Annotated in this window: 28 protein-coding genes and 3 tRNA genes; 19 read left to right on the top strand and 12 right to left on the bottom strand. The window is 54.2% G+C overall.

Annotated features, from left to right (window positions below; genetic code table 11):
- Positions 1-78 precede the first annotated feature (78 nt).
- The 6 genes from ACQG2G_RS03090 to ACQG2G_RS03065 form a co-directional block, all read right to left on the bottom strand.
- Positions 79-240 carry a DUF1328 domain-containing protein gene (locus tag ACQG2G_RS03090; RefSeq protein ID WP_003856556.1) on the bottom strand — a complete coding sequence of 54 codons (162 nt, stop codon included), beginning with the start codon at positions 238-240 and terminating at the stop codon, positions 79-81.
- A 126-nt stretch (positions 241-366) separates the two neighbouring features.
- Positions 367-984 carry a molecular chaperone OsmY gene (gene osmY, locus ACQG2G_RS03085; protein WP_013095484.1) on the bottom strand — a complete coding sequence of 206 codons (618 nt, stop codon included), beginning with the start codon at positions 982-984 and terminating at the stop codon, positions 367-369.
- Positions 985-1,284: 300 nt separating this feature from the next.
- On the bottom strand, positions 1,285-2,874 hold the full coding sequence (prfC, locus tag ACQG2G_RS03080; protein WP_023621922.1) for a peptide chain release factor 3: 1,590 nt from the start codon (positions 2,872-2,874) through the stop codon (positions 1,285-1,287).
- Positions 2,875-2,966: 92 nt separating this feature from the next.
- Positions 2,967-3,644, bottom strand: coding sequence for a pyrimidine 5'-nucleotidase (gene yjjG, locus ACQG2G_RS03075; RefSeq protein ID WP_020684451.1), 678 nt, complete (start codon positions 3,642-3,644; stop codon positions 2,967-2,969).
- A gap of 20 nt (positions 3,645-3,664) precedes the next feature.
- Positions 3,665-4,108 (bottom strand): ribosomal protein S18-alanine N-acetyltransferase, encoded by a 444-nt coding sequence (rimI, locus tag ACQG2G_RS03070; protein WP_013095481.1) that lies wholly within the window; start codon positions 4,106-4,108, stop codon positions 3,665-3,667.
- Positions 4,077-4,490 carry a DNA polymerase III subunit psi gene (locus ACQG2G_RS03065; RefSeq protein ID WP_013095480.1) on the bottom strand — a complete coding sequence of 138 codons (414 nt, stop codon included), beginning with the start codon at positions 4,488-4,490 and terminating at the stop codon, positions 4,077-4,079. Before ACQG2G_RS03065 ends, rimI begins: the two co-directional genes overlap by 32 nt.
- Positions 4,491-4,592: 102 nt before the next feature.
- Here ACQG2G_RS03065 and rsmC point away from each other — a divergent pair, with 102 nt between their 5' ends.
- The 4 genes from rsmC to ACQG2G_RS03045 all read left to right on the top strand — a co-directional run bounded on the left by rsmC (position 4,593) and on the right by ACQG2G_RS03045 (position 6,092).
- The gene (gene rsmC, locus ACQG2G_RS03060) at positions 4,593-5,621 is read left to right on the top strand and encodes a 16S rRNA (guanine(1207)-N(2))-methyltransferase RsmC (RefSeq protein ID WP_013095479.1); all 1,029 of its coding nucleotides are present in this window, start codon (positions 4,593-4,595) and stop codon (positions 5,619-5,621) included.
- Between the two features lie 151 nt (positions 5,622-5,772).
- Positions 5,773-5,859, top strand: a tRNA-Leu gene (locus ACQG2G_RS03055).
- 28 nt (positions 5,860-5,887) lie between these two features.
- Positions 5,888-5,974, top strand: a tRNA-Leu gene (locus tag ACQG2G_RS03050).
- 31 nt (positions 5,975-6,005) lie between these two features.
- Positions 6,006-6,092, top strand: a tRNA-Leu gene (locus ACQG2G_RS03045).
- A gap of 42 nt (positions 6,093-6,134) precedes the next feature.
- Here the strand turns inward: ACQG2G_RS03045 and ACQG2G_RS03040 are convergent.
- Complete coding sequence (locus ACQG2G_RS03040) at positions 6,135-6,404, bottom strand: DUF1435 domain-containing protein (RefSeq protein WP_028028099.1); 270 nt, start codon at positions 6,402-6,404, stop codon at positions 6,135-6,137.
- Positions 6,405-6,620: 216 nt separating this feature from the next.
- On the opposite strand from ACQG2G_RS03040, the gene ACQG2G_RS03035 reads away from it, so the two are divergent.
- Positions 6,621-7,685 (top strand): GGDEF domain-containing protein, encoded by a 1,065-nt coding sequence (locus ACQG2G_RS03035; RefSeq protein WP_061772213.1) that lies wholly within the window; start codon positions 6,621-6,623, stop codon positions 7,683-7,685.
- Positions 7,686-7,776: 91 nt separating this feature from the next.
- Positions 7,777-8,565: a siderophore-iron reductase FhuF gene (gene fhuF / locus ACQG2G_RS03030; RefSeq protein WP_058681500.1), complete on the top strand. Its 789-nt coding sequence runs from the start codon at positions 7,777-7,779 to the stop codon at positions 8,563-8,565.
- Positions 8,566-9,168: 603 nt separating this feature from the next.
- On the opposite strand, the gene ACQG2G_RS03025 is transcribed toward fhuF, so the two are convergent.
- The gene (locus ACQG2G_RS03025; RefSeq protein WP_013095475.1) at positions 9,169-10,515 is read right to left on the bottom strand and encodes a PTS cellobiose transporter subunit IIC; all 1,347 of its coding nucleotides are present in this window, start codon (positions 10,513-10,515) and stop codon (positions 9,169-9,171) included.
- Positions 10,516-10,843: 328 nt separating this feature from the next.
- On the opposite strand from ACQG2G_RS03025, the gene ACQG2G_RS03020 reads away from it, so the two are divergent.
- Positions 10,844-11,302: a YbaK/EbsC family protein gene (locus tag ACQG2G_RS03020; protein ID WP_013095474.1), complete on the top strand. Its 459-nt coding sequence runs from the start codon at positions 10,844-10,846 to the stop codon at positions 11,300-11,302.
- 42 nt (positions 11,303-11,344) lie between these two features.
- Here ACQG2G_RS03020 and bglJ read toward each other — a convergent pair whose 3' ends face one another.
- Together bglJ and ACQG2G_RS03010 are read right to left on the bottom strand one after the other, a co-directional pair.
- A complete protein-coding gene (gene bglJ / locus ACQG2G_RS03015; protein WP_369118632.1) occupies positions 11,345-11,980 on the bottom strand; it encodes a DNA-binding transcriptional activator BglJ in 636 nt (211 codons plus the stop codon).
- Positions 11,977-12,714 carry a helix-turn-helix transcriptional regulator gene (locus ACQG2G_RS03010; protein WP_020688833.1) on the bottom strand — a complete coding sequence of 246 codons (738 nt, stop codon included), beginning with the start codon at positions 12,712-12,714 and terminating at the stop codon, positions 11,977-11,979. The genes bglJ and ACQG2G_RS03010 overlap by 4 nt, the downstream gene beginning before the upstream one ends.
- Before the next feature lie 412 nt (positions 12,715-13,126).
- Between ACQG2G_RS03010 and ACQG2G_RS03005 the strand changes: the two genes are divergently transcribed.
- The 10 genes from ACQG2G_RS03005 to ACQG2G_RS02960 all read left to right on the top strand — a co-directional run bounded on the left by ACQG2G_RS03005 (position 13,127) and on the right by ACQG2G_RS02960 (position 21,154).
- Complete coding sequence (locus ACQG2G_RS03005; protein WP_061771696.1) at positions 13,127-13,903, top strand: threonine/serine ThrE exporter family protein; 777 nt, start codon at positions 13,127-13,129, stop codon at positions 13,901-13,903.
- Complete coding sequence (locus ACQG2G_RS03000) at positions 13,894-14,367, top strand: threonine/serine exporter (protein ID WP_058651134.1); 474 nt, start codon at positions 13,894-13,896, stop codon at positions 14,365-14,367. The genes ACQG2G_RS03005 and ACQG2G_RS03000 overlap by 10 nt, the downstream gene beginning before the upstream one ends.
- 67 nt (positions 14,368-14,434) lie before the next feature.
- Positions 14,435-15,076, top strand: a complete 642-nt coding sequence (locus ACQG2G_RS02995; protein WP_013095465.1) for a TetR family transcriptional regulator — start codon at positions 14,435-14,437, stop codon at positions 15,074-15,076.
- Positions 15,077-15,117: 41 nt separating this feature from the next.
- Entirely contained in the window at positions 15,118-15,570 is a 453-nt protein-coding gene (locus ACQG2G_RS02990) for a MarR family winged helix-turn-helix transcriptional regulator (protein ID WP_013095464.1), read from the top strand.
- An 84-nt stretch (positions 15,571-15,654) separates the two neighbouring features.
- The gene (locus ACQG2G_RS02985) at positions 15,655-16,083 is read left to right on the top strand and encodes an organic hydroperoxide resistance protein (protein ID WP_013095463.1); all 429 of its coding nucleotides are present in this window, start codon (positions 15,655-15,657) and stop codon (positions 16,081-16,083) included.
- Positions 16,084-16,231: 148 nt separating this feature from the next.
- Positions 16,232-16,777 (top strand): primosomal protein DnaT, encoded by a 546-nt coding sequence (gene dnaT / locus ACQG2G_RS02980; protein ID WP_014830554.1) that lies wholly within the window; start codon positions 16,232-16,234, stop codon positions 16,775-16,777.
- Positions 16,774-17,511, top strand: a complete 738-nt coding sequence (dnaC, locus tag ACQG2G_RS02975) for a DNA replication protein DnaC (protein ID WP_013095461.1) — start codon at positions 16,774-16,776, stop codon at positions 17,509-17,511. The genes dnaT and dnaC overlap by 4 nt, the downstream gene beginning before the upstream one ends.
- 83 nt (positions 17,512-17,594) lie before the next feature.
- Complete coding sequence (locus tag ACQG2G_RS02970; protein ID WP_061771697.1) at positions 17,595-18,077, top strand: DUF2501 domain-containing protein; 483 nt, start codon at positions 17,595-17,597, stop codon at positions 18,075-18,077.
- A 270-nt stretch (positions 18,078-18,347) separates the two neighbouring features.
- Positions 18,348-20,636 carry a phosphatidylglycerol--membrane-oligosaccharide glycerophosphotransferase gene (gene opgB, locus ACQG2G_RS02965; protein WP_061773047.1) on the top strand — a complete coding sequence of 763 codons (2,289 nt, stop codon included), beginning with the start codon at positions 18,348-18,350 and terminating at the stop codon, positions 20,634-20,636.
- The gene (locus ACQG2G_RS02960; protein WP_061771698.1) at positions 20,636-21,154 is read left to right on the top strand and encodes a GNAT family N-acetyltransferase; all 519 of its coding nucleotides are present in this window, start codon (positions 20,636-20,638) and stop codon (positions 21,152-21,154) included. Before opgB ends, ACQG2G_RS02960 begins: the two co-directional genes overlap by 1 nt.
- 72 nt (positions 21,155-21,226) lie before the next feature.
- Here the strand turns inward: ACQG2G_RS02960 and tsr are convergent, their stop codons facing one another.
- Entirely contained in the window at positions 21,227-22,891 is a 1,665-nt protein-coding gene (gene tsr / locus ACQG2G_RS02955; protein ID WP_029882181.1) for a methyl-accepting chemotaxis protein, read from the bottom strand.
- Between the two features lie 83 nt (positions 22,892-22,974).
- Complete coding sequence (gene hpaR / locus ACQG2G_RS02950; protein ID WP_013095456.1) at positions 22,975-23,415, bottom strand: homoprotocatechuate degradation operon regulator HpaR; 441 nt, start codon at positions 23,413-23,415, stop codon at positions 22,975-22,977.
- A gap of 268 nt (positions 23,416-23,683) precedes the next feature.
- Between hpaR and hpaG the strand changes: the two genes are divergently transcribed.
- Positions 23,684-24,961 carry a 4-hydroxyphenylacetate degradation bifunctional isomerase/decarboxylase gene (gene hpaG / locus ACQG2G_RS02945; protein ID WP_061771699.1) on the top strand — a complete coding sequence of 426 codons (1,278 nt, stop codon included), beginning with the start codon at positions 23,684-23,686 and terminating at the stop codon, positions 24,959-24,961.
- A complete protein-coding gene (hpaE, locus tag ACQG2G_RS02940) occupies positions 24,958-26,424 on the top strand; it encodes a 5-carboxymethyl-2-hydroxymuconate semialdehyde dehydrogenase (protein WP_045295473.1) in 1,467 nt (488 codons plus the stop codon). Before hpaG ends, hpaE begins: the two co-directional genes overlap by 4 nt.

Below are 26,424 nucleotides of genomic sequence, written 5' to 3'. Positions count from 1 at the left end.
GCACCCGACCAGCAACGCAAATAAGAAAAAGCCAGTCATCACGACTGGCTTTTTTTTGTTTAAGGAATATTGCGTTTGCTACGGACGTCTGCGTCCCGTAAACAGGCTCACCAGGAACAGGATGATACCGACAACGAAGACAATTTTAGCTGCCCAGGCCGCTGTACCCGCCAGTCCGCCAAAGCCCAAAGCGGCGGCAATTAACGCGATAACCAGAAATATAATGCCCCAACGAAACATAAGCCTCTCCTTTACCATAGTTAATGTCGGCCGCTAAATATGAGCGCTCAGGTCACTCACCGGCGTTTTTCCAGAGTCATTTTTATTTCGCCCGAAGGGCTGGCCTGTCGGGCGAATCGTGCAGGTTTACTTCGTTTTCAGATCGTTTTTAACGCTTTTCACACCATCAATTGCTTTCGCAATGGATTCGGCGCGGTCAATTTGCGCCTGAGAATCTACCGTACCGGAAAGCTGAACCACACCGTCGGTGGTTTCCACTTTGACTTTACGCGATGGCACGATGTCGTCAGCTAAAAGTTTAGCTTTGATTTCGCTGGTCGTAGCGGCATCGCCTGCATAGCCTTTCACCGACGCGTTTTTGCTGTCACGGACGTGCAGTTTGTCACTTACAGACGCAACGCCTTCAACACCCTTCGCCACTTTGACGGCCTGTTCGGCCTGGGCCTGGCTTTCAACAAAGCCGCTCAGGGTGACGACTTTTTGCTCGGTTTTTACGGAAATATCGGTGCTCTTGATAGCTTCATCATCTACCAGCGCGGCTTTCACTTTTGCTGTGATTGAGCTGTCATCCATGAAATTACCGACTTTATTCATAGAGCTATCGATTTTTTCCCCTGCGGTATTAGCGGTGTTTTGCGCTTTATCCATGGTGCTGGATTCCGCCAGAGCGGAGCCGCTTACCAGAACGCTACCCAATGTCACCGCCAGCAGAGTTTTAGAAATCTTCAGTCTTGTCATATTCATCGATGTATTCCTGTGTTTTGCCCGTTATTCGGGCTACATACTTCCTTAGTAGTTTTATATATTGCGAATAGACTCACGGGCAAAACGGAGAACCTAAAGTCATGCATTGAACAGTTTATTCATCCACGCCCGGAGCTAAACACTGAGTTAAATATAGATCACTCTCACAGAGGTGCTTTCAGTTTCGGGCAAAAAACGAGCAAAAAGCGCGAAAATGCGATGAATTAAGAACATTCCGCAAGGGACTAATAAGACAGGAAATAAAGAAGAGCACGGCGGCTGCCGTGCTCTGAGAGGGGATTAGTGTTCGCGCGTTTTGCGGAACTGTACGTCAGGATAACGTTCCTGCGTCAGATTCAGGTTAACCATGGTTGGGGCGATATAGGTCAGATTATCACCGCCATCCAGCGCCAGCTGAACTTCGTTCTTACGCTTGAACTCTTCGAATTTCTTCACGTCAGCACATTCAACCCAGCGCGCGGTCGCCACGTTGACCGATTCGTAAATCGCTTCCACGTTGTATTCGCTCTTCAGACGCGCAACCACCACGTCGAACTGCAGCACACCCACCGCACCCACGATCAGATCGTTATTCGCGATTGGACGGAAGACCTGCACAGCACCCTCTTCGGAAAGCTGCACCAGCCCTTTCAGCAACTGTTTCTGCTTCAGCGGATCTTTCAGGCGAATGCGGCGGAACAGCTCTGGCGCGAAGTTCGGAATCCCGGTGAACTTCATCATTTCGCCCTGCGTGAAGGTATCACCGATCTGGATGGTGCCATGATTATGCAGACCGATGATGTCCCCCGGATACGCTTCTTCCACGTGCGAACGGTCGCCCGCCATGAAGGTCAGCGCGTCGGAGATCACCACATCTTTACCGATACGCACCTGACGCAGCTTCATACCCTTTTCATACTTGCCGGACACCACGCGCATAAAGGCCACGCGGTCACGGTGTTTCGGGTCCATATTGGCCTGAATTTTAAAGACGAAGCCGGTGAACTTCTCTTCTTTCGCTTCCACTTCACGGGTGTCGGTTTTACGTGGCATCGGCTGCGGCGCCCACTCCACCAGACCGTCGAGCATATGGTCGACGCCGAAGTTACCCAGAGCGGTACCAAAGAAGACCGGGGTAATTTCGCCGCTCAGGAACAGCTCTTTATCGAACTCATGAGATGCGCCTTTCACCAGCTCCAGCTCGTCACGCAGCTGTGCAGCCAGCTCGTCACCCACCGCGGCGTCCAGATCCGGGTTATCCAGACCTTTCACGATGCGCACTTCCTGAATGGTGTGGCCTTTACCTGTCTGATACAGATAGGTTTCGTCTTTATAAAGGTGGTAAACACCTTTAAACAACTTACCGCAGCCAATTGGCCAGGTGATGGGCGCACAGGCAATCTTCAGCTCGTTTTCCACTTCATCCATCAGCTCCATCGGATCACGGATGTCACGGTCGAGTTTGTTCATAAAGGTGAGGATTGGCGTATCGCGCAGACGGGTCACTTCCATCAGCTTACGGGTACGGTCTTCTACACCTTTTGCGGCGTCGATCACCATCAGGCAGCAGTCCACCGCCGTCAGCGTACGGTAGGTATCTTCGGAGAAGTCTTCGTGGCCTGGGGTGTCCAGCAGGTTCACCAGGCAGTCGTGATACGGGAACTGCATCACGGAGGTGGTAATCGAAATACCACGCTGTTTTTCCATCTCCATCCAGTCAGATTTTGCGTGCTGGCTGGAGCCACGGCCCTTTACGGTACCGGCGGTCTGGATGGCCTGTCCGAAAAGCAGCACCTTCTCGGTGATGGTGGTTTTACCGGCATCCGGGTGCGAGATAATGGCAAAAGTGCGGCGTTTGGCCACCTCTTGCAGATAAGGAGACAACGTCATAATCAAATCTTCTTATATAAGCGCGACAGCAGGCCGCGCATCATGGAATACGAAAAATGCGGCTATTTTACCCATCAATGGGGGGCAGGCAATCATTGTTTACACAGGAGCTGCTCCAGTTCGTTCAACGACGTTACGGTCCAGGTTGGCTCAATACCTTCTGGCTTCACGCGGCCATGCGCATTCAACCAGACGGTGGACAGACCAGAATTCATGCCGCCCAGAATATCCGACTCTGCGGTATCACCTACCATCAGCACACGGTCGCGATCGGGGTTGCCGGCTTGCGCCAGTGCATAATCAAAAATACGTGGATCCGGCTTCGGCACGCCCACCTCTTCTGAGATCACCAGCGCGTCGAAATGATCGCGCAGGCCCGTGCGCTCAAGGCGAATCTGCTGCAGCGCGGTAAAACCGTTGGTGATGATCCCCAGTTTGACCTTGCCTTTCAGCGAATCAAGCAGGGAAACCGCCCCCGGCAGCGGGGCGCAGATATCGGCCATCGCATTGAGGAATGCCTCGTTTAACGCGCCTGGACTTACATTTAACCGTTCGGCCCAGACATCGAAACGCTGGTGCTGCAGTTGTAACGCGGTGATGGCACCGTTCTGGTAATCCACCCACAGCGGTTTATTCACCGCCTGATAGTCCTGAAAATCTTCAGCGGTGAAGGTCACGCTATAGTCCAAAAACATCCGCTGTAGACCACCGAACGAATCGAACGTAAAGAGCGTTTCGTCGGCGTCAAAGAAAATCCAGTCCCATTTCATCGTTACAACCTTATTTTTCGTTATCCAATCGGCAGAGCCATAATAATGGCGTCTTCACGTCCCTCTGCGGTCGGGTAGTAGTTACGGCGAATTGTCGCCTCGTTAAAGCCTAAGCTTTCATAGAGCGCGATGGCGGCGACATTTGACGCGCGCACCTCCAGCCACAGGGTGAAAACGTCACGGGTTTCGAGCTCACGAATGAGATGCGTAAGCAGTTCTCTTCCCAGCCCACGGCGTTGAAACGCGGGATCCACCGCGATATTAAACAGCGTGGCCTCATCCAGAACGACCTGGGTTATCGCAAATGCAGCCAGGGTGCCGTCAACGTCCAGGCGGTAATTCAGATACCGTTCGCCCTGATTGCTGGCGAGTGTCTTTTCGCTCCACGGAAACGCATGGGCGCGTGTTTCAATCGCATACGCCGCAGGCAGATCAGGCGTCGTGAGGGAAGAAATCGTGTTCATATTCGCAGATTTGTTGCCATAGCGCGCTTCGCGCTTTTGGGTTGGCTTTCAGCTCTTCCAGCACGGGGGAGCTGATCTGGCTCCCGGAAAGGGATATGTCGTTTGTCTCGCCCATTCGCCAGCAGTTGCAATGGCTGTCAGGAGGAAGCATGGCGACCCTGTCCGGCGTCAGCTGTAAAACCTGGTCGGCCGTCAGCTTCAGGCTGCGAAGGACATCACCAATCAGGGCATCATTCAGGGCAGGCAATTCTTCCGCCACCATCACCAGACGCACATGCGCAGGGATGGCGATAGCGATTTCACCCTGCAACGCCGTCGGGCGACGCAAGGCCCACTGGGTGATACCCAGCTGCTGCAACTGCCAGTCACGTCGGGATGTCATAGCGAAAACTCCTGTCTCTCAGGCGCGCAAATATAGCAAATGTGTCGAAAGTGCGCCATCTACCTACTATAATCCCCGCCTGAGTTTATTGAGGAACAATTCATGTCTGCATTTACCCCGGCAAGTGAAGTCTTGCTGCGTCACAGTGATGATTTCGAAGAAAGCCGTATTCTGTTTGCCGGAGATATGCAGGATGACCTGCCCGCGCGTTTCGACTGTGCTGAAAGCCGTGCCCATACCCAATACTACCACCACTGGCAGGTGCTGAGCCGCCAGATGGGCGAGCGCGCACGCTTTAGCCTGGTGGCGGAACAGAGTGATGTCGCTGACTGCGACACGCTGATCTACTACTGGCCGAAGAACAAACCGGAAGCGCAGTTCCAGCTGATGAATCTGCTCTCTCTGCTGCCGGTCGGGTGCGATATTTTCGTGGTCGGTGAGAACCGCAGCGGCGTGCGAAGCGCAGAGCAGATGCTGGAAGCGTACGCCCCGCTCAATAAAGTCGACAGCGCCCGTCGCTGCGGCCTGTATCATGGTCGTCTGGAAAACCAGCCTTCCTTTGATGCCGGGACATACTGGGATGCGTATCAGCTTGATGGCCTGACCATTAAAACCCTGCCGGGCGTTTTCAGCCGTGACGGGCTGGACGTGGGCAGTAAGCTGCTGCTCTCCACGCTGACGCCGCACACCAAAGGCAAAGTGCTGGACGTAGGCTGCGGTGCAGGGGTACTGGCCACGGTGCTGGCAAGCCACTCACCAAAAGTCCGCCTGACGCTCTGTGACGTCAGCGCGCCAGCAGTTGAAGCCAGCCGTGCGACGCTTGCCGCAAACGGCTTCGAAGGGGATGTCTTCGCCAGCAACGTCTTCTCGGACGTTACCGGTCGGTTCGACATGATTATTTCAAATCCGCCGTTCCACGATGGCATCGAAACCAGCCTTGAAGCAGCGCAAACGCTGATCCGTGGCGCAGTACGTCACCTGAACAGCGGGGGTGAACTGAGGATCGTCGCCAACGCGTTTCTGCCGTACCCGAAAGTGCTGGATGAAACCTTCGGCTTCCATGAAGTTATCGCGCAAACGGGCCGTTTTAAGGTCTACCGTACCGTGATGACGCGTCAGGCTAAAAAGTAATCCACGGGTATTGTTTGCCGGAGAAGTGCCATCCCCCTCCGGCCATTTTTGCAGCAATCAAAACAACGCGCGCATTTTTCTATTGACGTAAAGCTCAAAACATCTAGAATGCGCCTCCGTGGTTACGATACTTTTACAGTATCGATGGTATGCGAAGGTGGCGGAATTGGTAGACGCGCTAGCTTCAGGTGTTAGTGTCCTTACGGACGTGGGGGTTCAAGTCCCCCCCCTCGCACCATAAATCACGTTGATATTGCTCGCACTGGGCGAAGGTGGCGGAATTGGTAGACGCGCTAGCTTCAGGTGTTAGTGTTCTTACGGACGTGGGGGTTCAAGTCCCCCCCCTCGCACCAACGAGGCGATATCAAAAAGTAAGATAACTGTGCGAAGGTGGCGGAATTGGTAGACGCGCTAGCTTCAGGTGTTAGTGTCCTTACGGACGTGGGGGTTCAAGTCCCCCCCCTCGCACCAATTATCTTGTATCCCCTCTGAAGTCCTTCATGTTATTCCCTGTTATTTCAAACTCATCAGTATCACCAGAATTCCACTGACCAGCGCGACGCATGATGGCAACAAAACAAAGTGCCGTAATTGCTTATGCCAGATCATCGCTGAGGTCATCAGCAGCCCTGACACGATGATGGCTTTCCAGAGTTCAATGGAGAGATCGGCAAACATCAGACCGCCGAGGATGGCTCCCGGCAGTAATACCCCCCAACCACTTCCTAACACCCGGTTCAACATGGTTTGCCCTTTCGAATCGATAATGATAACCAATATCATATGACAAGCATTATCATTTGTCAGCACCGATAATTAAAAACCGTGGCCGTTTACCTTTCCCGTAATGACAGGCATTGTTTAAGGTGATAAATTGCCCACCTGTTAACTACTCATAAAGTTTCTCTGATAATTACTCGTTGATTTTTTTTGCTTCCATTATTGCGAAACAACACCCATTTATCTGTTTTAATTAAATTTTAATAAAAACGCACTACTATGACATCACAATCCTGGCGGTCTTTGGTCAACAGCAAATATCAATTATCGTTACGTTTATTTTTATTTTTGAACGCAACCTCAGCGGTGTTCTCGGTAACAAATCCGCTCTATTCTGTTCAGCTGTTATCTTTCCCCCTGCTGGCTATTTTTACGCTCAGCACCGGATTGCTGCTCTGGCACTGGCAAAAGTGTACCCGCAAGATAAATATTCCTGTGGTTTCAGCGATATTCGGTATTTTATGGGCCTGGCAAATCGCCTCAAAATTTTCGTTAATTACGCACGATCGGGCGACATATTTGATCATGGCGCTATTAACGGTGCTTTTTATCGGTTCGCTGGCATTCGCCATTAATATCAAAGCGTTTACGCTCCACTCATTACCCGCATTTATTGTCTGCCTGTGGTTAAGCCCCTCTGAACACTGGTTGAGAATGATCTACTCTTTCATTCTTCCGGTCGTGGCTATCAGCGTTCACCACGTACTACAAAGGCGTAACGATCGCTTCGCTCAGGAACTCCTCTCCCGGTTACTGGAAGAACGAGAAACGCTGACCGATCTCAGCATGATGGATCCACTTACCGGCCTGTATAACCGTCGCGGCTTGCAAAGCCGACTGGAGAATCTGCCTGCGGTAGAAAACGGCGAACACTTTGTCCTGCTAATGGATATCGATCACTTCAAGGCCTATAACGACCACTACGGCCATATGATGGGTGACCAGGCGTTAATCCGTGTCTCGGCAGCCATTCGTGATGCCGTACGCTCGCGGGATATTGTGGCGCGGTTTGGCGGGGAAGAGTTTATGGTACTGCTGACGAACATCTCGCTGGAACATGCCCGCCAGACGGCAGAGCGCATTCGTCAGAAAGTGTACGACTTAAAAATCCCCCACATGTTCAATGAGCGCGTCGCGACTAACGTCACCATCAGCATTGGTATTGCCATTTTTGAGAATGAAGACGCAGAAGGCGCGCTGGAAAAAGCAGATAAAGCCCTCTACGAAGCAAAGCATCTTGGGCGGAATAACATTCTGCTCAGCGAAGAACTACAGGCGGTTTAAGCACAGCATCTCTCTCCAGGACAAAAGTCTTGCCATCGGTATGAGCAATAGTTAGGATTGGCAATCATTATCATTTAGATTTCTATCTATTATGGCCACTCATACCGTACAGACTGTTGACCCCCTCCTCTGGCGAGCCCGTCTCACCACGGGAGACTCTTCGCTTGCGGAAGCCATACGCGAAAAGATAGCGGCAACCCGTGCCCATCTGCTGGACTTTATCAAACTGGATGAGCCGCATCCGCACCACGCCATGACACTGGCACAGTGGCAGCAGCCGGCAAAACGCCAGTCGCTGCTGGCAACCTATTCTGACCATATCTATCGCAATCAACCCACCCTTACGCGGGAAAATAAGCCCCTGCTCTCTCTCTGGGCGCAATGGTATATCGGCCTGATGGCGCCTCCGCTTATGCTGGCATTGCTCACCCAGGAGACCATGCTGGATCTCTCCCCGGAGTATTTTCACGTTGAATTCCACGAGACGGGGCGTGCGGCCTGCTTCTGGATCGATCTTCACGAAGACCCAACGGCCATGCATCTTTCTGCCACGCAGCGGATGGAGCGGCTCGTGACCCGCGCCCTGATGCCGGTAGTGAATGCTCTGGAAGAGACAGGTGAGATCAACGGGAAGCTTATCTGGAGTAATACCGGCTATTTAATCCACTGGTATTTGACGGAAATGAAGCCCCTGCTCGGTGATGAGAAGGTGGATGCCCTGCGTCAGTCCTTGTTCTTTACGAAACAGCTTGCGGATGGCCGCGATAACCCGTTATTCCGTACCGTGGTGCCGCGTGACGGGCTTCTGGTGCGCCGCACTTGCTGCCAGCGCTATCGCCTGCCGGACGTTCAGCAGTGCGGGGATTGTACGCTGAAGTAGTCAGGACCGGCCTGATGCCCTTACCCTGACCCTCTCCCACAGGGTTGAGGGATCCCCATAAATAATGCCTGCACAGACGGCCCCCTCTCCCTTTGGGAGAGGGCGGGGGTGAGGGAGAACATACGGCTGTGGAGGTCATTCCGTTCACTTTATGTTCCTTGCTACTCTGTAACGGCATGACTTGTGAACGTGCCAGGGTGGCTCAGTCGCCACCACCCTGGCGACCCGGGCTCCCGGCGGTAAATCGCCGCTTCGCGGATTGTTCGCCCCATCCCTGGGGCTCACCCCTTTGGGGCCAGCGCAAGCGCTGTCCAAAATTGCTCCCGGCAATTTTGTCTTCGGCTTATTCCTTCCGGCTTATCGGGGACGGGCGGATGTAACGTCCCTGTAAAGCCGCCCTCTCGGCGCATCCCTGCGCCTCGCCCCGGCCTGCAGGAAACGCCTCAGCGATTTACAGCCGGACCAGGGCATCGCTGAATGTTCTCAGTCATTCTGAGAGCAGCGTTATCGCTTATGGTTAAAAAATTACTGGGGAACCCTCAGCCCACAGGGAGAGGGAACAAACACTAAAAACGGCAACTTATGTTGCCGTTTTGCTTTTACCTAGGCCACCTGCTGATTTTCCGCTTCCGCATTACGCTGCGCTTCTTCCGCTTCCTGCTCCAGCAGCTGCTTCTCGTACACTTTAAAGAACGGGAAGTAGATGATGGCGGAGACACACGCAAGCACCACTACCAGAATGGCCGCGCGGAAATCCCAGCCCAGCGCCCATGCGGCGCCCACAGGTGCGGGTGCTGTCCATGGCACAACAGAGATCACGCGGCTTATCAAATCAAACTTCATTGCCGCCCAGGCCAGCACGGCGTTGACCATCGGTGCCAGCAGGAACGGAATAAAGAACACCGGGTTCATGACGATCGGCGTACCAAAAATGACCGGTTCGTTGATATTAAAGATGCTCGGCACCACGCTCAGACGCCCGATTGAGCGCAGATGCGCTGAACGGCTGCGCAGGTAGCAGAACACCAGCCCCATTGTCGCCCCCGAGCCCCCAATCACGATAAAGAACGTCCAGAACGCTTCCATAAAGATATGGGGAAGAGGCTGGCTTGCCGCCAGGGCGGTCTGGTTAGCCCCGAGATTGGTCAGCCAGAACATCTGCAGCATTCCTGAGACAATTGCCGCCCCGTGGATCCCTGCGAACCACAGTAAATGACCAATCAACACCGCCAGCAGGATGGCAGGCAGAGAATCCGCAGCGGAAACCAGCGGTTTGAAGATTGACATAATGGCCTGCGGGATCAGCATGCCAAACTGAGACTGAATCAACAAACTCAGCGGATAGAGCGTCAGTACAACCACCAGCACCGGGATCAGCAGATCAAAGGAGTTTTTGATCATCGGAGGAACCTGGTCCGGCAGACGGATACCGATATTGTGCGCTTTGAGGAAACGCATCATCTCAACGCAGTAGATTGCTACCAAAATCGCAGTAAAGATCCCCGTGCCTCCCAGGCTGTCTACGGGCAGCGTGCCTTTGGTCTTAGGTGCAGCCACCAACAGAAACGCCATCAGCGACAGCATGGCGCACATGAACGGATCTAACTGATGCGATTTCACATAGTGTTTGCCGAGGTTATAGGCAATGGCCGCACAAATATAGATGGACATAATGCCCATCGTCATATCGAACGGCGTCAGTATCTGGCCTTCAAATTGCTTTGCCATGTCCAGCCAGGCGCGCGCGAAGCCCCAGGTGGTGTCTGGCGAAAACGGTGGGTAAGCAAACACTAACAAAAATGAACCGACAATCATGAAGGGCATCGCGGAGATAAACCCGTCGCGGATAGCCATAACATGACGCTGGGAAGAGATCCGCCCGGCAATGGGACTAACGTAATTTTCAACGAAACGGAATATCAGATTAAACGCAGCATGGTTGGCAGACATAGCAGATCTCCTGTCAGACGTTCGATACGGGCGTTTTCACGCCACACGTTGTTCCATAAATCAGCTTCACAACCTTGCTGGCTCGTGTACCAGCGGTACTGCTCAGACGGAATGGTTTCATAATGTGCTCTTATTATTGGATACAGGGGACGTTACGTCCTCAGTATTAATCTCTGATTCACGCTCTGCAACCGGTTACTGTAACCGGTTTCCGTGAATGTGAAGGCGATCCAGAAATCGGCCATGTAGGATATTTGTTACTTAAGAGATATTTACAGCAGATAAATTCTTATGACAGATTACGCAGGATATTTGTCAGGAGGAAACAATGAGTTTGCAGTCTGTACAGCAGTTTTTTGCCGACAACGCGCCGGATATAGAAATCATTGAACTGAGTCAGAGTACCGCGACCGTTGCGCTGGCTGCTGCCGCTCATCGCGTTGAGCCGGGACAAATCGCCAAGACGTTATCGCTCAAAGTAAAAAATGAGGTGATTCTGGTAGTGGCGAAAGGCGATGCGCGTCTGGACAACAAAAAACTGAAAGATACCTTTGGTGCAAAAGCGCGCATGCTCAGTAGTGATGAAGTGGTGACGATTACAGGCCATCCCGTGGGGGGAGTCTGTCCGTTCGGGCTGGAAAACCCACTTTCTGTTTACTGCGATATTTCGTTAAAACAGTACGCGGAAGTGCTGCCCGCCGCAGGTGCCATCCACAGCGCCGTACGCATTTCACCCGACCGGATGGCTGAGCTGACATCCGCAAAGTGGGTCGATGTATGCATTTAGTTGATGTGCCAGAATGTATCTGGCGCATCAAAAAATCACCGATTATAAAAATGCCGGCGAGCCCGACACCGAACAGCGCATGTCTCTTACCGGAAGATGAGTAAGAATATCCGCCGCATCAAGCAACCCTACGTCAGAATTCACCCCCAGTTTCACCATCACATTAAACTTGTGCGCGCGGATGGTTTTAATATTGCGTTCAAGTTGTGTCGCGATTTCAGGAATGGAAAACCCGAAAGACATATACCGCAATATCGCCCGCTCCGTTGGGCTTAACAATCTGTTTTGATTGACATACCAGCGGTTCAGCATATTGTCATTGATATGATGCGTCTCTCTCAATAGCACCACCAGCTCCTCCTGCAGGTGGCTCAGCGGTACCGATTTACTCACAATGCCATGCAGACGAGAAGGCGACAGATGGCTTATCAGGCGCGCTTCCATGTCATCAGACGCAAGTACAATTCGCTGAATATCGCTATGGGTGAAAGCGAGATCCCGCAGGGAAGCCAGGCAGTTACGACGCTCTTCACGCGCATCCGAGAGCGAATAGATCACCGAGAAAAAAGAGATATTGGTCAGCGCCTTTTTAAAGCTTTCGAACTGACTGAAGAGGTGCAGTCGATAATGGCTGAGCATCGGCATCGCAAAAAGATGCTGCAGCCCAACGGCACTCATTGTGCAATTTTCGATGACAGCGATATGTCCTGGTGTATCGGTTTTTTCCATTCCTCATACTCTCCATAGGCTGACATTAAACTCAGCTCTCTCATTCCCTGTGCACTGTTAATCCAGGCGTACATATCGGCATTGCTGCGCAGCGACAACCGTCGCATCGCACTGTTTTTCTGCGCACTGATCGTTTTGTTGCTCTTCTTGAGCAAGGTAGCAATTTGGTTAATTCCCCAGCCCTTACCTAGCAGGCGTAACACTTTGCGTTCAGAGTGGGTAAGCGCAACAAACGGTTCGTCTTCGGTTTCCGCCTCGGCGGGTTCAGGAGACAATAACGTCTGGCTTATCCGCTCCGCCCGCTCGCTACCTGCACGAATAGCATTAATCACGCCTTCAATCGGCTCCATTTCAGAAAGCAACGTGCTTTCCGGGCGCATAAGCAGTTCCACTGCAATGGGATAAAGGGGACGAGAGACCATAAAAATCCAGTGAATATCCCGGTATTGGTTCAGTAAGTTGTAATATTCTTCTAACGTTCCCCGGGGTTTCCTGTATTCACCTGAAATATCAGCAATAATGACATTAGCCCGGCGAAGCTGAAGTAACGTTAACTCCTGCAGCGAACGACAATAAGTCAATTCAAATTCTGGGAAATGGTTTGCCATAACGCTGCCTAACCCGTTTTGCATAACAGGTACCCTGCTAATAACTACGCCATGTTTACCATTCAATGACAACATAGACCCTCCGTGTCCATTTTTCATTTGATGAGTAGCGTTTAAACGCATCAAGATTTATGTTTTTTCGTCCCTGAGTGTAGACTGATTAATACAAGCAGAAGATGAGATATGTTCTTAGCTTAAGAAAGGCCTAAAACAACGCTAATATCTCACAAAGCGCAATTAAATTTAATTGCAAGAGCATTAAAATAATGAAAATATAAAATAAGAATAACTTAATATAAATATTCTATATTTCGACTCATACAAATTCATCGCATTTATATCTAAACCGCATTCTCTTTCGCGAACCGGGCTGCAACTGTTTGCAGGAATCTTGATCTGACCCAGAGCAAGGGATACCGCACTCTGTGCTAAAAGTAAGCATCAGGGGCCAACAGGCAAGCGACTCACCAACACTTCGGGACACTACATGCAGGCAAAAATATCGATGCAGCGTGCCACCACGCGGCTGTGTATTCAGTGCGGACTTTTCCTGCTCCAGCACGGGGCGGAAAGCGCCCTGGTCGAGGAGCTTTCGACGCGTCTGGGGCTGGCATTGGGGATGGATAGCGTCGAAAGCGCGATTTCATCGAACGCTATCGTGCTGACCACCATCAAAGATGGCCAGTGCCTCACCTCTACCCGTAAAAACCACGACCGCGGCATTAATATGCATGTGGTAACCGAAGTGCAGCACATCGTCATTCTGGCTGAACATAAGCTGCTCGACCTGAAAGAGATAGAAAAACGGTTCAACCAAATTAAACCCCTACGTTATCCGCGCTGGCTGGTGGTGTTGATGGTGGGGTTATCGTGCGCCTGTTTTTGTAAGCTCAATAAAGGGGGCTGGGACGGCGCGTTCGTGACCTTCTGCGCCAGCAGCATCGCCATGTATGTACGCCAGGTACTGACGCACCGGCAGTTGCACCCACAAATTAACTTCTGCATCACCGCGTTTGTTGCCACCACGGTGTCGGGGCTGCTGCTGCGCCTGCCGCAGTTTGCCAACACGCCCACCATCGCCATGGCCGCCAGCGTGCTCCTGCTGGTTCCGGGCTTCCCGCTGATTAACGCCGTTGCCGATATGTTTAAAGGGCACATCAATACCGGTCTGGCGCGCTGGGCGATTGCCAGCCTGCTTACGCTGGCAACCTGTATCGGCGTAGTGATGGCCATGACGCTGTGGGGGTTACGCGGATGGGCATAATAACGTTTCTGCTGGTACTGATGCAGGACATGATCCTGGCCGCCATTCCCGCCGTCGGCTTTGCGATGGTCTTCAACGTCCCGCAGCGCGCTTTGCCATGGTGTGCGCTGCTGGGCGCCATCGGTCATGGCTCGAGAATGATCATGATGACCGCTGGTTTTAACATCGAGTGGTCAACTTTTATGGCCTCCATGCTGGTCGGCAGCATTGGTATTCAGTGGTCGCGCTGGTATCTGGCGCACCCTAAGGTGTTCACCGTCGCGGCCGTCATCCCGATGTTCCCTGGCATTTCAGCCTATACGGCCATGATTTCAGCGGTAAAAATCAGCCACTTTGGCTACACCGAGCCACAGATGATCCTGCTTCTGAGCAACTTTCTTAAGGCCTCATCTATTGTTGGCGCGCTCTCGATCGGGTTGTCGATCCCGGGGCTGTGGCTTTACCGCAAACGCCCGCGCGTTTGATGTTTGTGTTATTTCGCTGCCATGGGGATAATCTTTCTATTCCGTTTAGTGACGATAAGGAAAGGATGTGGCAAACCCTGGCAGCGAACTCCCGGAGCACAGTGAAGAATCCAGCCTGAAGGAAAAAATCTTTCAGAGCGCTATCGCCCTTTTTGCCGAATATGGGTTGAACGGCGCCCGCATGGAGCAGATCGCAGAGAAAGCAGGCACCACTAAACGGATGGTGGTTTACCATTTTAAGAACAAAGAAAATCTGTACCTTCTCGTTCTTGAGTACGTCTACACCCGGATCCGCGCCAGTGAAAAAGCGCTCAGCCTTGCAGACATACCGCCGGTTGAAGCGCTGGTGCACCTGGTGGAAGCCACCTTTGACTACCACGCAGACCACCCGGATTACATTCGTATTATCTGCATGGAGAACATGCAGCGTGGTCGCTTTATGCAGCAATCCAGCTACCTGCGCCAGGTCAACCGCAGCGCGCTCGACCTGCTCGACGATATCCTGCGGCGCGGAAAAGAAAAGCAGCTGTTCAGCCAGTCGGTTGACCCGCGGGATCTTCACCGCCTGATCAGCAGCTTCAGCTTCCACTATGTTGCCAATAGCTACACCTTTACGCTGCTGTTTGAAGAGGGAGCAGACGAGCAGGCTCAGCGCCAGCACTACCGGAAAATGGCCGTTCAGGTGGCGCTTCGTTATACCTGCCCATAAAATTGCTTGCAATTATATCGCGCACTATCTATATTCAACTCATGAACGCAAAAACGAACGACACCACCAACGCGCTTCTGCTGGATAACCAGCTCTGTTTTGCCCTCTATTCGGCAAACCTGGCGCTTAACAAGCTGTACCGGCAACTGCTGGCGCCGCTTAACCTGACCTACCCGCAATACCTGGTGATGCTGGTACTGTGGGAGCAGGATGACATTACGGTGTCGGACATCGGTGAGCGGCTGTTCCTTGACTCTGCCACCCTGACGCCGCTGTTGAAGCGTCTGGAAAGCGCCGGGCTGATCAACCGTCAGCGTTCGCGTAAAGACGAACGCCAGGTTGCCGTCACGCTGAGCGATGCGGGACGTGAGCTGCAGCAGCAGGCCTCCGGGATCCCTCACGCGGTGGGATGCGCAGCGCAATGTGACACTGACACCATGCTGGCACTCAAGCAGCAGCTTGAACTTTTGCGACATCAGTTACATCACGCGTAAGGCTATACTTTACGCGTATTTATTTACCCAAATACATCGCGTGCTATTTAATAGCACACACAAACGTAAGATGAGGAACCTGCCATGTCTTTAGAAAAAGTTGTCTACACTGCCAAAGCAAAAGCGACCGGAGGCCGTGACGGCCGCGCAACCTCTTCCGATGGCGTCCTGGACGTCAAACTGGGTGTGCCAAAAGAGATGGGCGGCATGGGTGGCGAAGTGACCAACCCTGAACAGCTGTTTGCTGCCGGCTACTCTGCCTGTTTCCTGGGGGCGATGAAATTTGTGGCTGCGCGCGACAAATTTACGCTGCCAAAAGAGGCCTTCATTGAAGGTGAAGTGGGAATTGGTCCACTGCCAACCGGTTTTGGTATCGAAGCCAAACTGAACATTCACGTTGAAGGCATGGATCCTGCAGAAGCCAAAAAACTGGTGGATGCCGCGCACATTGTATGCCCGTACTCTAACGCGACCCGCGGCAACATCGACGTGACCCTGAATATCATCGCGTGATAAATGCCTGATGGCGCTGCGCTTATCAGGCCTACGACTGTAGCCCCGGTAAGCGCAGCGCCACCGGGGAAATCCCCTCCATTCCCTCATCCTCTCTGTGCTACCATAAGCCCATATCACGCCCGTAGTAATCAGTAGAGAAAGCGTTATGTCCTCCAGAATTCTGACCACCAGCATTGCTGGTATTGATGCCTTTATGCGCGATCCCCGCGGTGTGTTGACGCACGCCGAAGGCGGCACGCTTGCAGTGTTGGCCGACAACGCCCCGGCGTTTTACGCCCTCACCCCGGAGCGTCTGGCGCAGCTTCTGGAGATAGAAGCGCGGTTGTCGCGCCCGGCAAGTGACGTCACGCTCGATAACCAGTTCTTTGAAGAGCCGGGTAACGCCCCCGTCACGGTGCCGATGGGGAAATTTGCCCTGTACGCGGGCTGGCATCCGGATGTGGATTTCCAGCGGCAGGCGGCATTGTGGGGCATTGCGCTGACGCAACCGGCTACCCCTGAGGAGCTTGCCGCCTTTATTGCCTGGTGGCAGGCAGAAGGCAAAGTCTTCACCCACATTCAGTGGCAGCAAAAGCTCGCCCGCCATCTGCAAATTAACCGCGCCAGCAATAACGGCCAGCCAAAACGCGATATCAACGCTTTTTCAGAACCGGATAAACAGATCCCTAATGGATTCCGAGGTGCGAAATGAAAAACGTCGGCGACCTGATGAAACGACTGCAAAAGATGATGCCAGCCAATGTGAAACCAGCCTTCACAACGGGTGAAGAACTTCTGGCGTGGCAAAAAGAACAGGGAGAGATCCGCGCTGCCGCCCTCGCCCGCGAAAACCGGGCGATGAAAATGCAGCGTACCTTTAACCGCTCCGGTATTCGCCCCCTGCATCAGAACTGCTCATTCGATAACTATAAAATTGAGACCAACGGGCAGATGAACGCCCTGGCCGCCGCCCGGCAGTACGTGGACGAATTCGACGGCAACATCGCCAGCTTTATCTTCAGCGGTAAGCCCGGCACCGGTAAAAATCACCTGGCCGCCGCCATCTGCAACGAACTGCTTCTGCGCGGGAAATCGGTGTTAATCATTACCGTGGCCGATATCATGTCTGCCATGAAAGATACCTTCAGCAACCGTGAAACCAGCGAAGAGCAGCTGCTTAACGATCTGAGCAATGTGGATTTGCTGGTTATTGACGAGATCGGTGTTCAAACCGAATCCCGCTATGAAAAGGTGATCATTAACCAGATTGTCGATCGCCGCTCTTCTTCCAAGCGTCCCACCGGCATGCTGACCAACCACAATATCGACGAGATGACCCGCTTACTGGGCGAGCGCGTGATGGATCGCATGAAGCTGGGCAACAGCCTCTACGTCATCTTTGACTGGGAAAGCTATCGCAGCCGCGTCACCGGTAAAGAGTATTAAGACAGTTCCAGGAATCGCCGCCGGAGCGGAGGTATATACTGGACCCCTTCCGGCCCAAAACGGACCTTTTTGAGAAAGCCATTATGAAAAAACAGATTCTTTTCAGCACACTTTTAGGCGCCCTGCTGGTCACCGGCATGGCCCATGCCGCGTCATGGCAGGAGTCCCTCTCCAGCGCCGCCAGCGAACTCAGCAAAGAGAGCGGCAGCACTCAGGGCGGGCTGTCAGCCTCTTCCCTCACCAGCCTGCTGGGCAATAGCTCCCAGAGTCTGAGTGCCGGCACCATGAACAACGCAGCAGGCATCCTGGAATACTGTGCGAAGCAAAAGTTGGCTTCCGTGACCGATGCGCAAAATGTGAAAAACCAGGTGCTCGGTAAGCTGGGTCTGGATACCCAGGAGCAGAAAGCCGACACCAACTACATGGACGGCATTCAGGGTCTGCTGAACGCGCAAAATGGTCAGCAGCTGAATCTGAGCACCCTTGGCAACTCATCTCTGGCGAAACAGGTGAAAACCAAAGCCTGCGATCTGGTGCTGAAACAAGGCGTTAATTTCATCTCCTGATCGGCCCCATTTCCTGCCACAACACGCCGCGTTTAATACGTTAGTCTTGCAACGCGGCGTGAAACCGGCATTTTCCCCTTCTGCCCTCGTCTCAGCATCCGTACAGCAGGATGCGACCGCCTTCAAAAAAACGATTTTCTAAACCAATTCCTAACAACGGCACACTTTCGTGACACTAAAATTGCAGCTTAGCGACATCGCCATTACATTGTATTACCCAAAAAATAATCAATTAGCCAGCGAAGCACCTGGCGTCATGAGGATATGCTGTTGTCAGAGTTAATGTCCCTTGCCCTTTTTCTGGCCTCCATCGGCGTTTACGCCTGGAAAGCTGGCCGTAACACCTGGTGGTTTATCGCCACGCTGGTGGTGCTCGGCATTTTTATTGTTTTAAACATTACGCTCTACGCCAGCGATTACTTTACCGGAGACGGGATAAACGATGCGGTGCTCTACACCCTGACCAATAGCCTGACGGGCGCGGGCGTGGGTAAATATATCCTCCCCGGTCTGGGCCTGGTGCTGGCGCTGGTGACCATTTTTGGCGCGCTCGCCTGGGTGCTGCGCCGCCGTCATCTTCCACACCACCATGGCTACAGCCTGCTGGCGCTTTTCCTTGCGCTGGCCTCCGTGGATGCCAGCCCGGCATTTCATCAGATCACCGAGCTGGTGAAATCCCAGTCGCGCGACGGTGACCCGGATTTCGTGGCGTACTATAAAGAGCCATCGAAAACGATAGCCAACCCGAAGCTTAATCTGGTGTACATCTACGGCGAGAGTCTGGAGAGGACCTATTTCGATAACGACGCCTTCCCGAACCTGACGCCGGATCTGGGCGCGCTGAAAAACGAAGGCCTCGACTTCAGTCACACCATGCAGCTGCCCGGCACCGACTACACCATTGCCGGAATGGTTGCCTCCCAGTGCGGCATTCCTCTGTTTGCCCCCTTTGAAGGCAACGCCTCAGCTTCAATGTCGAGCTTCTTCCCGCAGAATATTTGCCTGGGCGACATCCTGAAAAACTCCGGTTACGAGAACTATTTTGTCCAGGGGGCCAACCTGCGCTTTGCCGGGAAAGATGTGTTCCTGAAATCACACGGGTTTGATCATCTGTACGGCTCAGAAGAGTTAAAAACGACCGTCGCCGACCCCACTTACCGCAACGACTGGGGCTTCTACGACGATACCGTGCTGGAGGAGACCTGGAAAAAATTCGAAGAACTGTCCCGCGCCGGGAAACGCTTCTCCCTCTTTGCCCTGACGGTAGATACTCACCATCCTGACGGTTTCGTCTCGCGCACCTGCAAGCGCAAACGCTACGACATTGACGGCAAAGATAATAAATCCTTCAGCGCCGTCACCTGTAGCCAGGAGCATATCGCCGCCCTTGTTCAGAAAATCAAAACCTCCCCCTGGTTCAAAAACACGGTGATCGTGGTCTCTTCAGACCATCTGGCGATGAAAAACAGCGCGTGGGATCAGCTGAACAAACAGGATCGCAGCAATCTATTCTTCGTTCTGCGCGGCGACACACCGCAGCAGGAGGTAATCGCCACCAAGCGTAATTCGATGGATAACGGCGCCACGGTGCTGGATATTCTTGGCGGTGATAACTTTATTGGTCTGGGCCGCAGCACGCTGTCGGGACAATCGCTGTCCGAAGTGTTCCTCAACATGAAGGAAAAAATCCTCGCCTGGAAGCCGGATATCATTCGTCTGTGGAACTTCCCGAAAGAGATGAAAGACTTCACTATCGATCAGGATAAAAAAACGATCGCCTTCTCAGGCAGCCACTTCCGGCTGCCGCTGCTGCTGCGCGTGTCGGATAACCGCGTTGAGCCGCTGCCCGAAAGCGAATACTCGGCGCCGCTGCGCTTCCAGCTGGCGGAGTTTGCCCCGCGTGATAACTTTGTCTGGGTCGATAAGTGCTACAAAATGGGCCAACTCTGGTCGCCGCCGCTGGCGCTGTCGACGGACTGGTGCGTCTCTCAGGGGCAGCTAGGCGGGGAGCAAACCGTGCAGCACGTAGATAAGCCAGTATGGAAGGGCAAAACCGCCTTCAGGGATACGGTTATCGATACCGCCCGCTATCAGCGCAACATTGATATGCTGAAAATCGTCGATAACGATATTCGCTATAAAGCCGACAGCTTTATCTTCAACGTCGCCGGTGCGCCGGAAGAGGTTAAACAGTTCAGCGGTATCTCTCGTCCGGAGTCCTGGGGACGCTGGTCCAACGCACAGCTGGGCAATGAGGTAAAAATTGAGTATGCCCACCCCTTGCCGCAGAAATTCGACCTGGTGATCACCGCCAAAGCGTATGGCGCTAATGCTAACCGCCCTGTTCCGGTACGGGTGGGCGACAGCGAGCAAACGCTGACCCTTGGCAACGAAGTCAGCACCACCACGCTGCATTTCGATAATCCTTCACGGAGTAATACCCTGGTGATTGTGCCGCCAGAGCCGCAATCCACCAATGAAGGCAATATTCTCGGCCACTCACCGCGCGAGCTCGGGATTGGCATGGTCGAAATTAAAATCGTGGGTAACGCAGGCTAATGCGTGTCGGCCTTAACATCACCGTTCGCCCAACACGCCCCGGTGACGTCACCGCCCTGCCCGCCATAGAACGCGCGGCGGGCGAGCGTTTCCGGGATTACCCGGAACTCGCCTGGCTTGCAGAGGGCGATGTCATTTCCGCTGAGCAGCATCTCGACTACGCCGAACGCGGACTGAGCTGGCTGGCGCTGGCCAACGACCAGCCGGTCGGTTTTATCCTCGCAGAATTGCACGTTTCGTCGCTGTTCATCGTGGAGCTTTCGGTGCATCTGGACTGGCAGGGAAAAGGGATCGGCCGACGGCTCATCGCCTGTGTCGCTGACCAGGCCCGCAAAAGGGGGCTGGCATCGCTGACGCTGACAACCTTCCGGGACGTGCCGTGGAATGCGCCGTTCTATGCGCGGCTGGGGTTTGAAATGATAACGACGCTGACGCCTGAACTGCGTGAAAAACGCGAAGAAGAGACGGCGCACGGTTTAGCGCATGACGCTCGCTGTGCCATGCGCCTGCCTCTGTAATATCGCCCGACGGCGCACCGTCATTGCGTAGGCCGGGTAAGGCGTAGCCGCCCCCCGGCACCACATACGGCGTTAGAAGGTTTCCCAGTTATCGCCCGCATCCGCGGTCGCCGGTTTACGCATCACCACCGGTGCAGCAACGCTTTTGGCAGCGGCAAACTCACGTGCTTTCATCTGCTCCTGCTGAATACGGAACACCGCGACGGCCTGCGTCAGGCGGCTCGCCTGCTCTTCCAGCGCCGCAGCGGCAGCAGCAGACTCTTCCACCAGCGAGGCGTTCTGCTGAGTCACGCGATCCATCTCCGCCACCGCCAGACCAACCTGATCGATACCGCGGCTCTGCTCATCAGAGGCAGAGGCGATTTCGCCCATGATATCGGTCACGCGGGTCACCGCATTAACGATTTCACCCATCGTTTCACCGGCGCTTTCCACCAGCGTTGAGCCCACTTCCACACGACCGACGGAGTCTTCAATCAGGCTCTTGATCTCACGGGCAGCCTGGGCACTGCGCTGGGCCAGGTTACGTACTTCACCTGCCACGACGGCGAATCCGCGACCCTGCTCACCCGCACGTGCAGCTTCAACCGCCGCGTTCAGTGCCAGAATGTTGGTCTGGAAGGCAATACCGTCAATCACGCTGATAATATCGGCGATTTTCTGCGAACTGCCCGCGATGTCGCGCATGGTTTGCACCACGTTATCCACCACTTTCCCGCCCTTCTGTGCGGTTTCAGACGCGCTCAGCGCCAGGTTGCTCGCCTGGCGGGCATTCTCGGCGTTCTGCTTCACGGTCGCCGTCAGCTGCTCCATGCTGGCTGCGGTCTCTTCCAGGGAAGCGGCCTGCTGTTCAGTACGGGAAGAGAGATCGTTATTGCCCATCGCGATTTCGCTCGCGCCGCTGTAGATGGCGTTTGCGCCGTTACGCACGTCACCAACGGTACGTACCAGTTCGCTCTGCATATGACGCAGCGAGTCGGCCAGTTCACCCATCTCGTTAGCGCCTTCCACTTCAATGCGCTTCACCAGATCGCCGCTGGCGATATGGCGGATGTTGTCGATGAGACGGGTCAGCGGAGAGATCAGCGCCTGCTTGATACCCAGCCACACGCCCACGATGACCACCAGCACTACGATCAGCACGCTGATCAGCACCCAGATCGCCTGGCTGTAAGAGCTGTTGCTGTTTTCCACCGCCATCTGATACAGCTTGTCGTTCTGCAGCAGATAGTTCACATACTGCTTCTCAAAACCATCCTGATAGCTCTGGGTAGGCTGATCGAAGAAAGCGTTAATTTTGCCTGCCCCCAGCAGCTGAATCAGCTCCGCCAGCGCGCCGTGATAAATATCGTAGTTACGCTTAATTTCCATCGCTTCAGCGTCGCTCTGACGCGGATCGCGCGGCAGGGCTTCGTAGGCGGCCCAGTTTTTTTCCGCCTGTTTCAGTGACACAGAGGCAATTTGCATCAGATCGTTCACGGTCGCGCCGCTGCCGATATTGTTCTGATCCATCATGTAGCGGATGCCCGCGCGGTTCAGGGTGTTACGGGTTTGCAGCAACGCCACCCAGCTGGCGTTCAGCGTGGATTGTTGCTGGCGAATGGTTTGCAGGACGGTGAAATTCTCTTTGTCATGCTTCAGGGCATTGAAGAAAAGACCACCGGAGGTCAGTTGTAAAAGGCCAAATATCGCTAGAACCAGCATTAAGCTGGTGACAATCTTGATACGGTTTAACATGTTTTCTCTTCCTTCAGACAGATACAGAATTTTCGGCCTGGAAAGGGAAAACTTTACGAAAATCATCCTTTAATTTGTGGTTTTTACTCTTCGTCACGCGCTGCGTTATGGCGGTTTCCCAGCGCGATAAACTCCTCAAGCAGCGCCGTCAGCTGTTTCATCTTCTCCGGCGTATATTCCGCCTCTATCTGCTGGTACGCCTCTTCCACCTGCGCCTGAGCGTGCTCGTACAGCGCGTTGCCCTCTTTGGTCAGCGACACGTACAGCTTGCGCTGGTCATTGACCGGTTTTAAGCGCAGCACCAGACCGTCGCGCTCCATGCGCGTCAGAATGCCCGTCAGGCTCGGGCGCAATATGCAGGTCCGAAACGCCAGATCGTGAAAATCCATCGAGGGATGTTCAGCCAGTACACGCACAATGCGCCACTGCTGCTCGGTCAGGTTATGCCGCTTCACAATTGGTCGGAAGTAGGACATCGCCGCTTCCCGCGCCTGCAACAGGGCGATAGTTAAAGAATCATGCATAGCCACTCCCGCTTATTGTTAACAAGTAAACAATTCAAAATCGCTGTTTTAATCAACTGCTTTTTGACCATAGAAAAGTCTAACAGAAACAACAGCACTTTATTAACACGATGATAAATATATCATTTTAAACGAAAATGTAAATTTATTGTTATTCATATCACAAATATTTCACTTCTGATTGCGAAATAATCAGCAAAAGCATAAAACCAGATCATTAACATATTAACAAAATCAACGCCGGTGTTCCGGCCTGAGGAGTATGTCAATGAAAGGTACCGTTTTTGCCGTGGCGCTGAACCACCAAAGCCAGCGCGACGCCTGGGCTGAGGCATTTGAAAAAGCCCCCTACAACACCCCGCCAAAAACCGCGGTGTGGTTTATCAAGCCACACAACACGGTGATCCGCGCAGGTGAACCCATCCCATTCCCGCTGGGTGAGACGGTGCTGAGCGGCGCAACCGTCGCGCTGGTGGTGGGCAAAACGGCCAGCAAAGTTCGCGTGGAGGACGCAGCGGCCTACATCGCCGGGTACGCACTGGCCAACGAGGTAAGCCTGCCGGAAGAGAGCTTTTATCGCCCGGCAATCAAAGCCAAATGCCGGGACGGGTTTTGTCCGCTGGGTGAGCTGGTCGCCGTCGACAACGTGGATAACCTGACTATCATCACTGAAATCAACGGCCGTGAAGCGGACCACTGGAACACCGCCGGGCTACAGCGCAACGCCGCCGAACTGCTGAGCGCCCTGAGCGAGTTCGCGACCCTGAATCCGGGCGATGCGATCTTGCTCGGCACGCCGCAAAGCCGCGTCGAGATCCGCCCGGGCGATCGGGTACGCATTCTGGCGGAAGGGTTCCCGGCACTGGAAAACCCGGTGGTGGATGAACGCGACGTGGCGATGGCTCAGGGCGCGCACCCTCACCCCACGCTGTTCGCCCTCGGCCTGAACTACGCCGATCACGCCAGCGAGCTGGCATTCACGCCACCGACCGAGCCGCTGGTATTTATCAAAGCGCCCAATACCTTCAACGGCGACAACCAGACCTCGGTACGCCCGGACAACGTTGAGTACATGCACTACGAGGCGGAGCTGGTGGTGGTCATCAGCAAAACCGCGCGTAAGGTCAGTGAAGCCGAGGCGATGGATTTTGTTGCGGGCTACACGGTCTGTAACGACTACGCCATTCGCGACTATCTCGAAAATTACTACCGCCCGAATCTGCGGGTCAAAAGCCGCGACGGGTTAACCCCCATCAGCCCCAACATCGTGCCAAAAGCAGCCATTCCCGATCCGCATAACTTAACCCTGCGCACCTTCGTCAACGGTGAATTACGTCAGGAAGGGACCACGGCGGATCTGATCTTCAGCATCCCATACCTGATTGCATACCTGAGCGAATTCATGACTCTGCAGCCGGGCGACATGATCGCCACCGGCACGCCAAAAGGACTGTCCGACGTGGTACCGGGGGATGAAGTGGTGGTGGAAGTGGAAGGCGTGGGTCGCCTGGTAAACCGGATTGTGAGTGAGGAGACGGCAAAATGAAAAAGATTAACCACTGGATCAACGGCAAAAACGTGGCGGGAAGCGACTACTTCGACACTACCAACCCGGCCTCCGGCGAGGTGCTGGCAGAAGTCGCCGCCGGCGGGGAAGCGGAAATCCATCAGGCCGTGGCGGCAGCAAAAGAGGCTTTCCCAAAGTGGGCCAACCTGCCGATGAAAGAGCGTGCGCGTCTGATGCGTCGCCTGGGCGATCTGATTGACCAGAACGTGCCGGACATTGCCGCGATGGAAACCGCCGACACCGGCCTGCCCATCCACCAGACCAAAAACGTGCTTATCCCGCGCGCCTCGCACAACTTCGAGTTCTTCGCCGAAGTGTGCCAGCAGATGAACGGCAAAACCTACCCGGTTGACGACAAGATGCTGAACTACACCCTGGTGCAGCCGGTGGGCGTCTGCGCGCTGGTGTCGCCGTGGAACGTGCCGTTTATGACCGCCACCTGGAAGGTCGCCCCATGCCTGGCGTTGGGGAATACCGCCGTGCTGAAGATGTCTGAACTCTCGCCGCTGACCGCCGACCGTCTGGGCGAACTGGCACTGGAGGCGGGTATTCCGGCGGGCGTGCTGAACGTGGTGCAGGGCTATGGCGCCACGGCAGGCGATGCGCTGGTGCGCCATCACGACGTGCGGGCCGTCTCCTTCACCGGCGGCACCGCCACCGGGCGCAATATCATGAAAAACGCCGGGCTGAAGAAATACTCCATGGAGCTGGGCGGCAAATCCCCGGTGCTGATTTTTGAAGATGCCGACATTGAGCGCGCGCTGGACGCCGCCCTGTTCACCATCTTCTCTATCAACGGCGAGCGCTGCACCGCGGGCTCGCGCATTTTCATCCAGCAGAGCATCTACCCGGAATTCGTCAAACGCTTCGCCGAGCGCGCCAACCGCCTGCGCGTGGGCGATCCGACCGATCCGAACACCCAGATTGGCGCACTGATTAGCCAACAGCACTGGGAGAAAGTCTCCGGCTATATCCGCCTGGGCATTGAGGAGGGCGCGACCCTGCTGGCGGGCGGCCCGGACAAACCGGCCGACCTGCCTGCGCACCTGAAAGGCGGTAACTTCCTGCGCCCGACGGTGCTGGCGGATGTCGACAACCGCATGCGCGTGGCGCAGGAGGAGATCTTCGGCCCGGTAGCATGCCTGCTGCCGTTCAAGGACGAAGCGGAAGGGCTACGCCTGGCCAACGACGTGGAGTACGGCCTGGCGTCGTACATCTGGACCCAGGACGTCAGCAAAGTGCTGCGTCTGGCGCGCAATATCGAAGCGGGCATGGTGTTCGTGAATACCCAGAACGTGCGCGATCTGCGCCAGCCGTTTGGCGGCGTGAAGGCCTCCGGCACCGGGCGCGAAGGCGGCGAGTACAGCTTTGAGGTGTTCGCGGAGATGAAGAACGTCTGCATCTCCATGGGCGACCATCCGATTCCAAAATGGGGGATCTAA

The organism is Enterobacter cloacae complex sp. 382A5, assembly GCF_050031095.1.
GTDB lineage: Bacteria > Pseudomonadota > Gammaproteobacteria > Enterobacterales > Enterobacteriaceae > Enterobacter > Enterobacter cloacae.
This window is presented reverse-complemented; position numbering and strand designations above follow the sequence as displayed.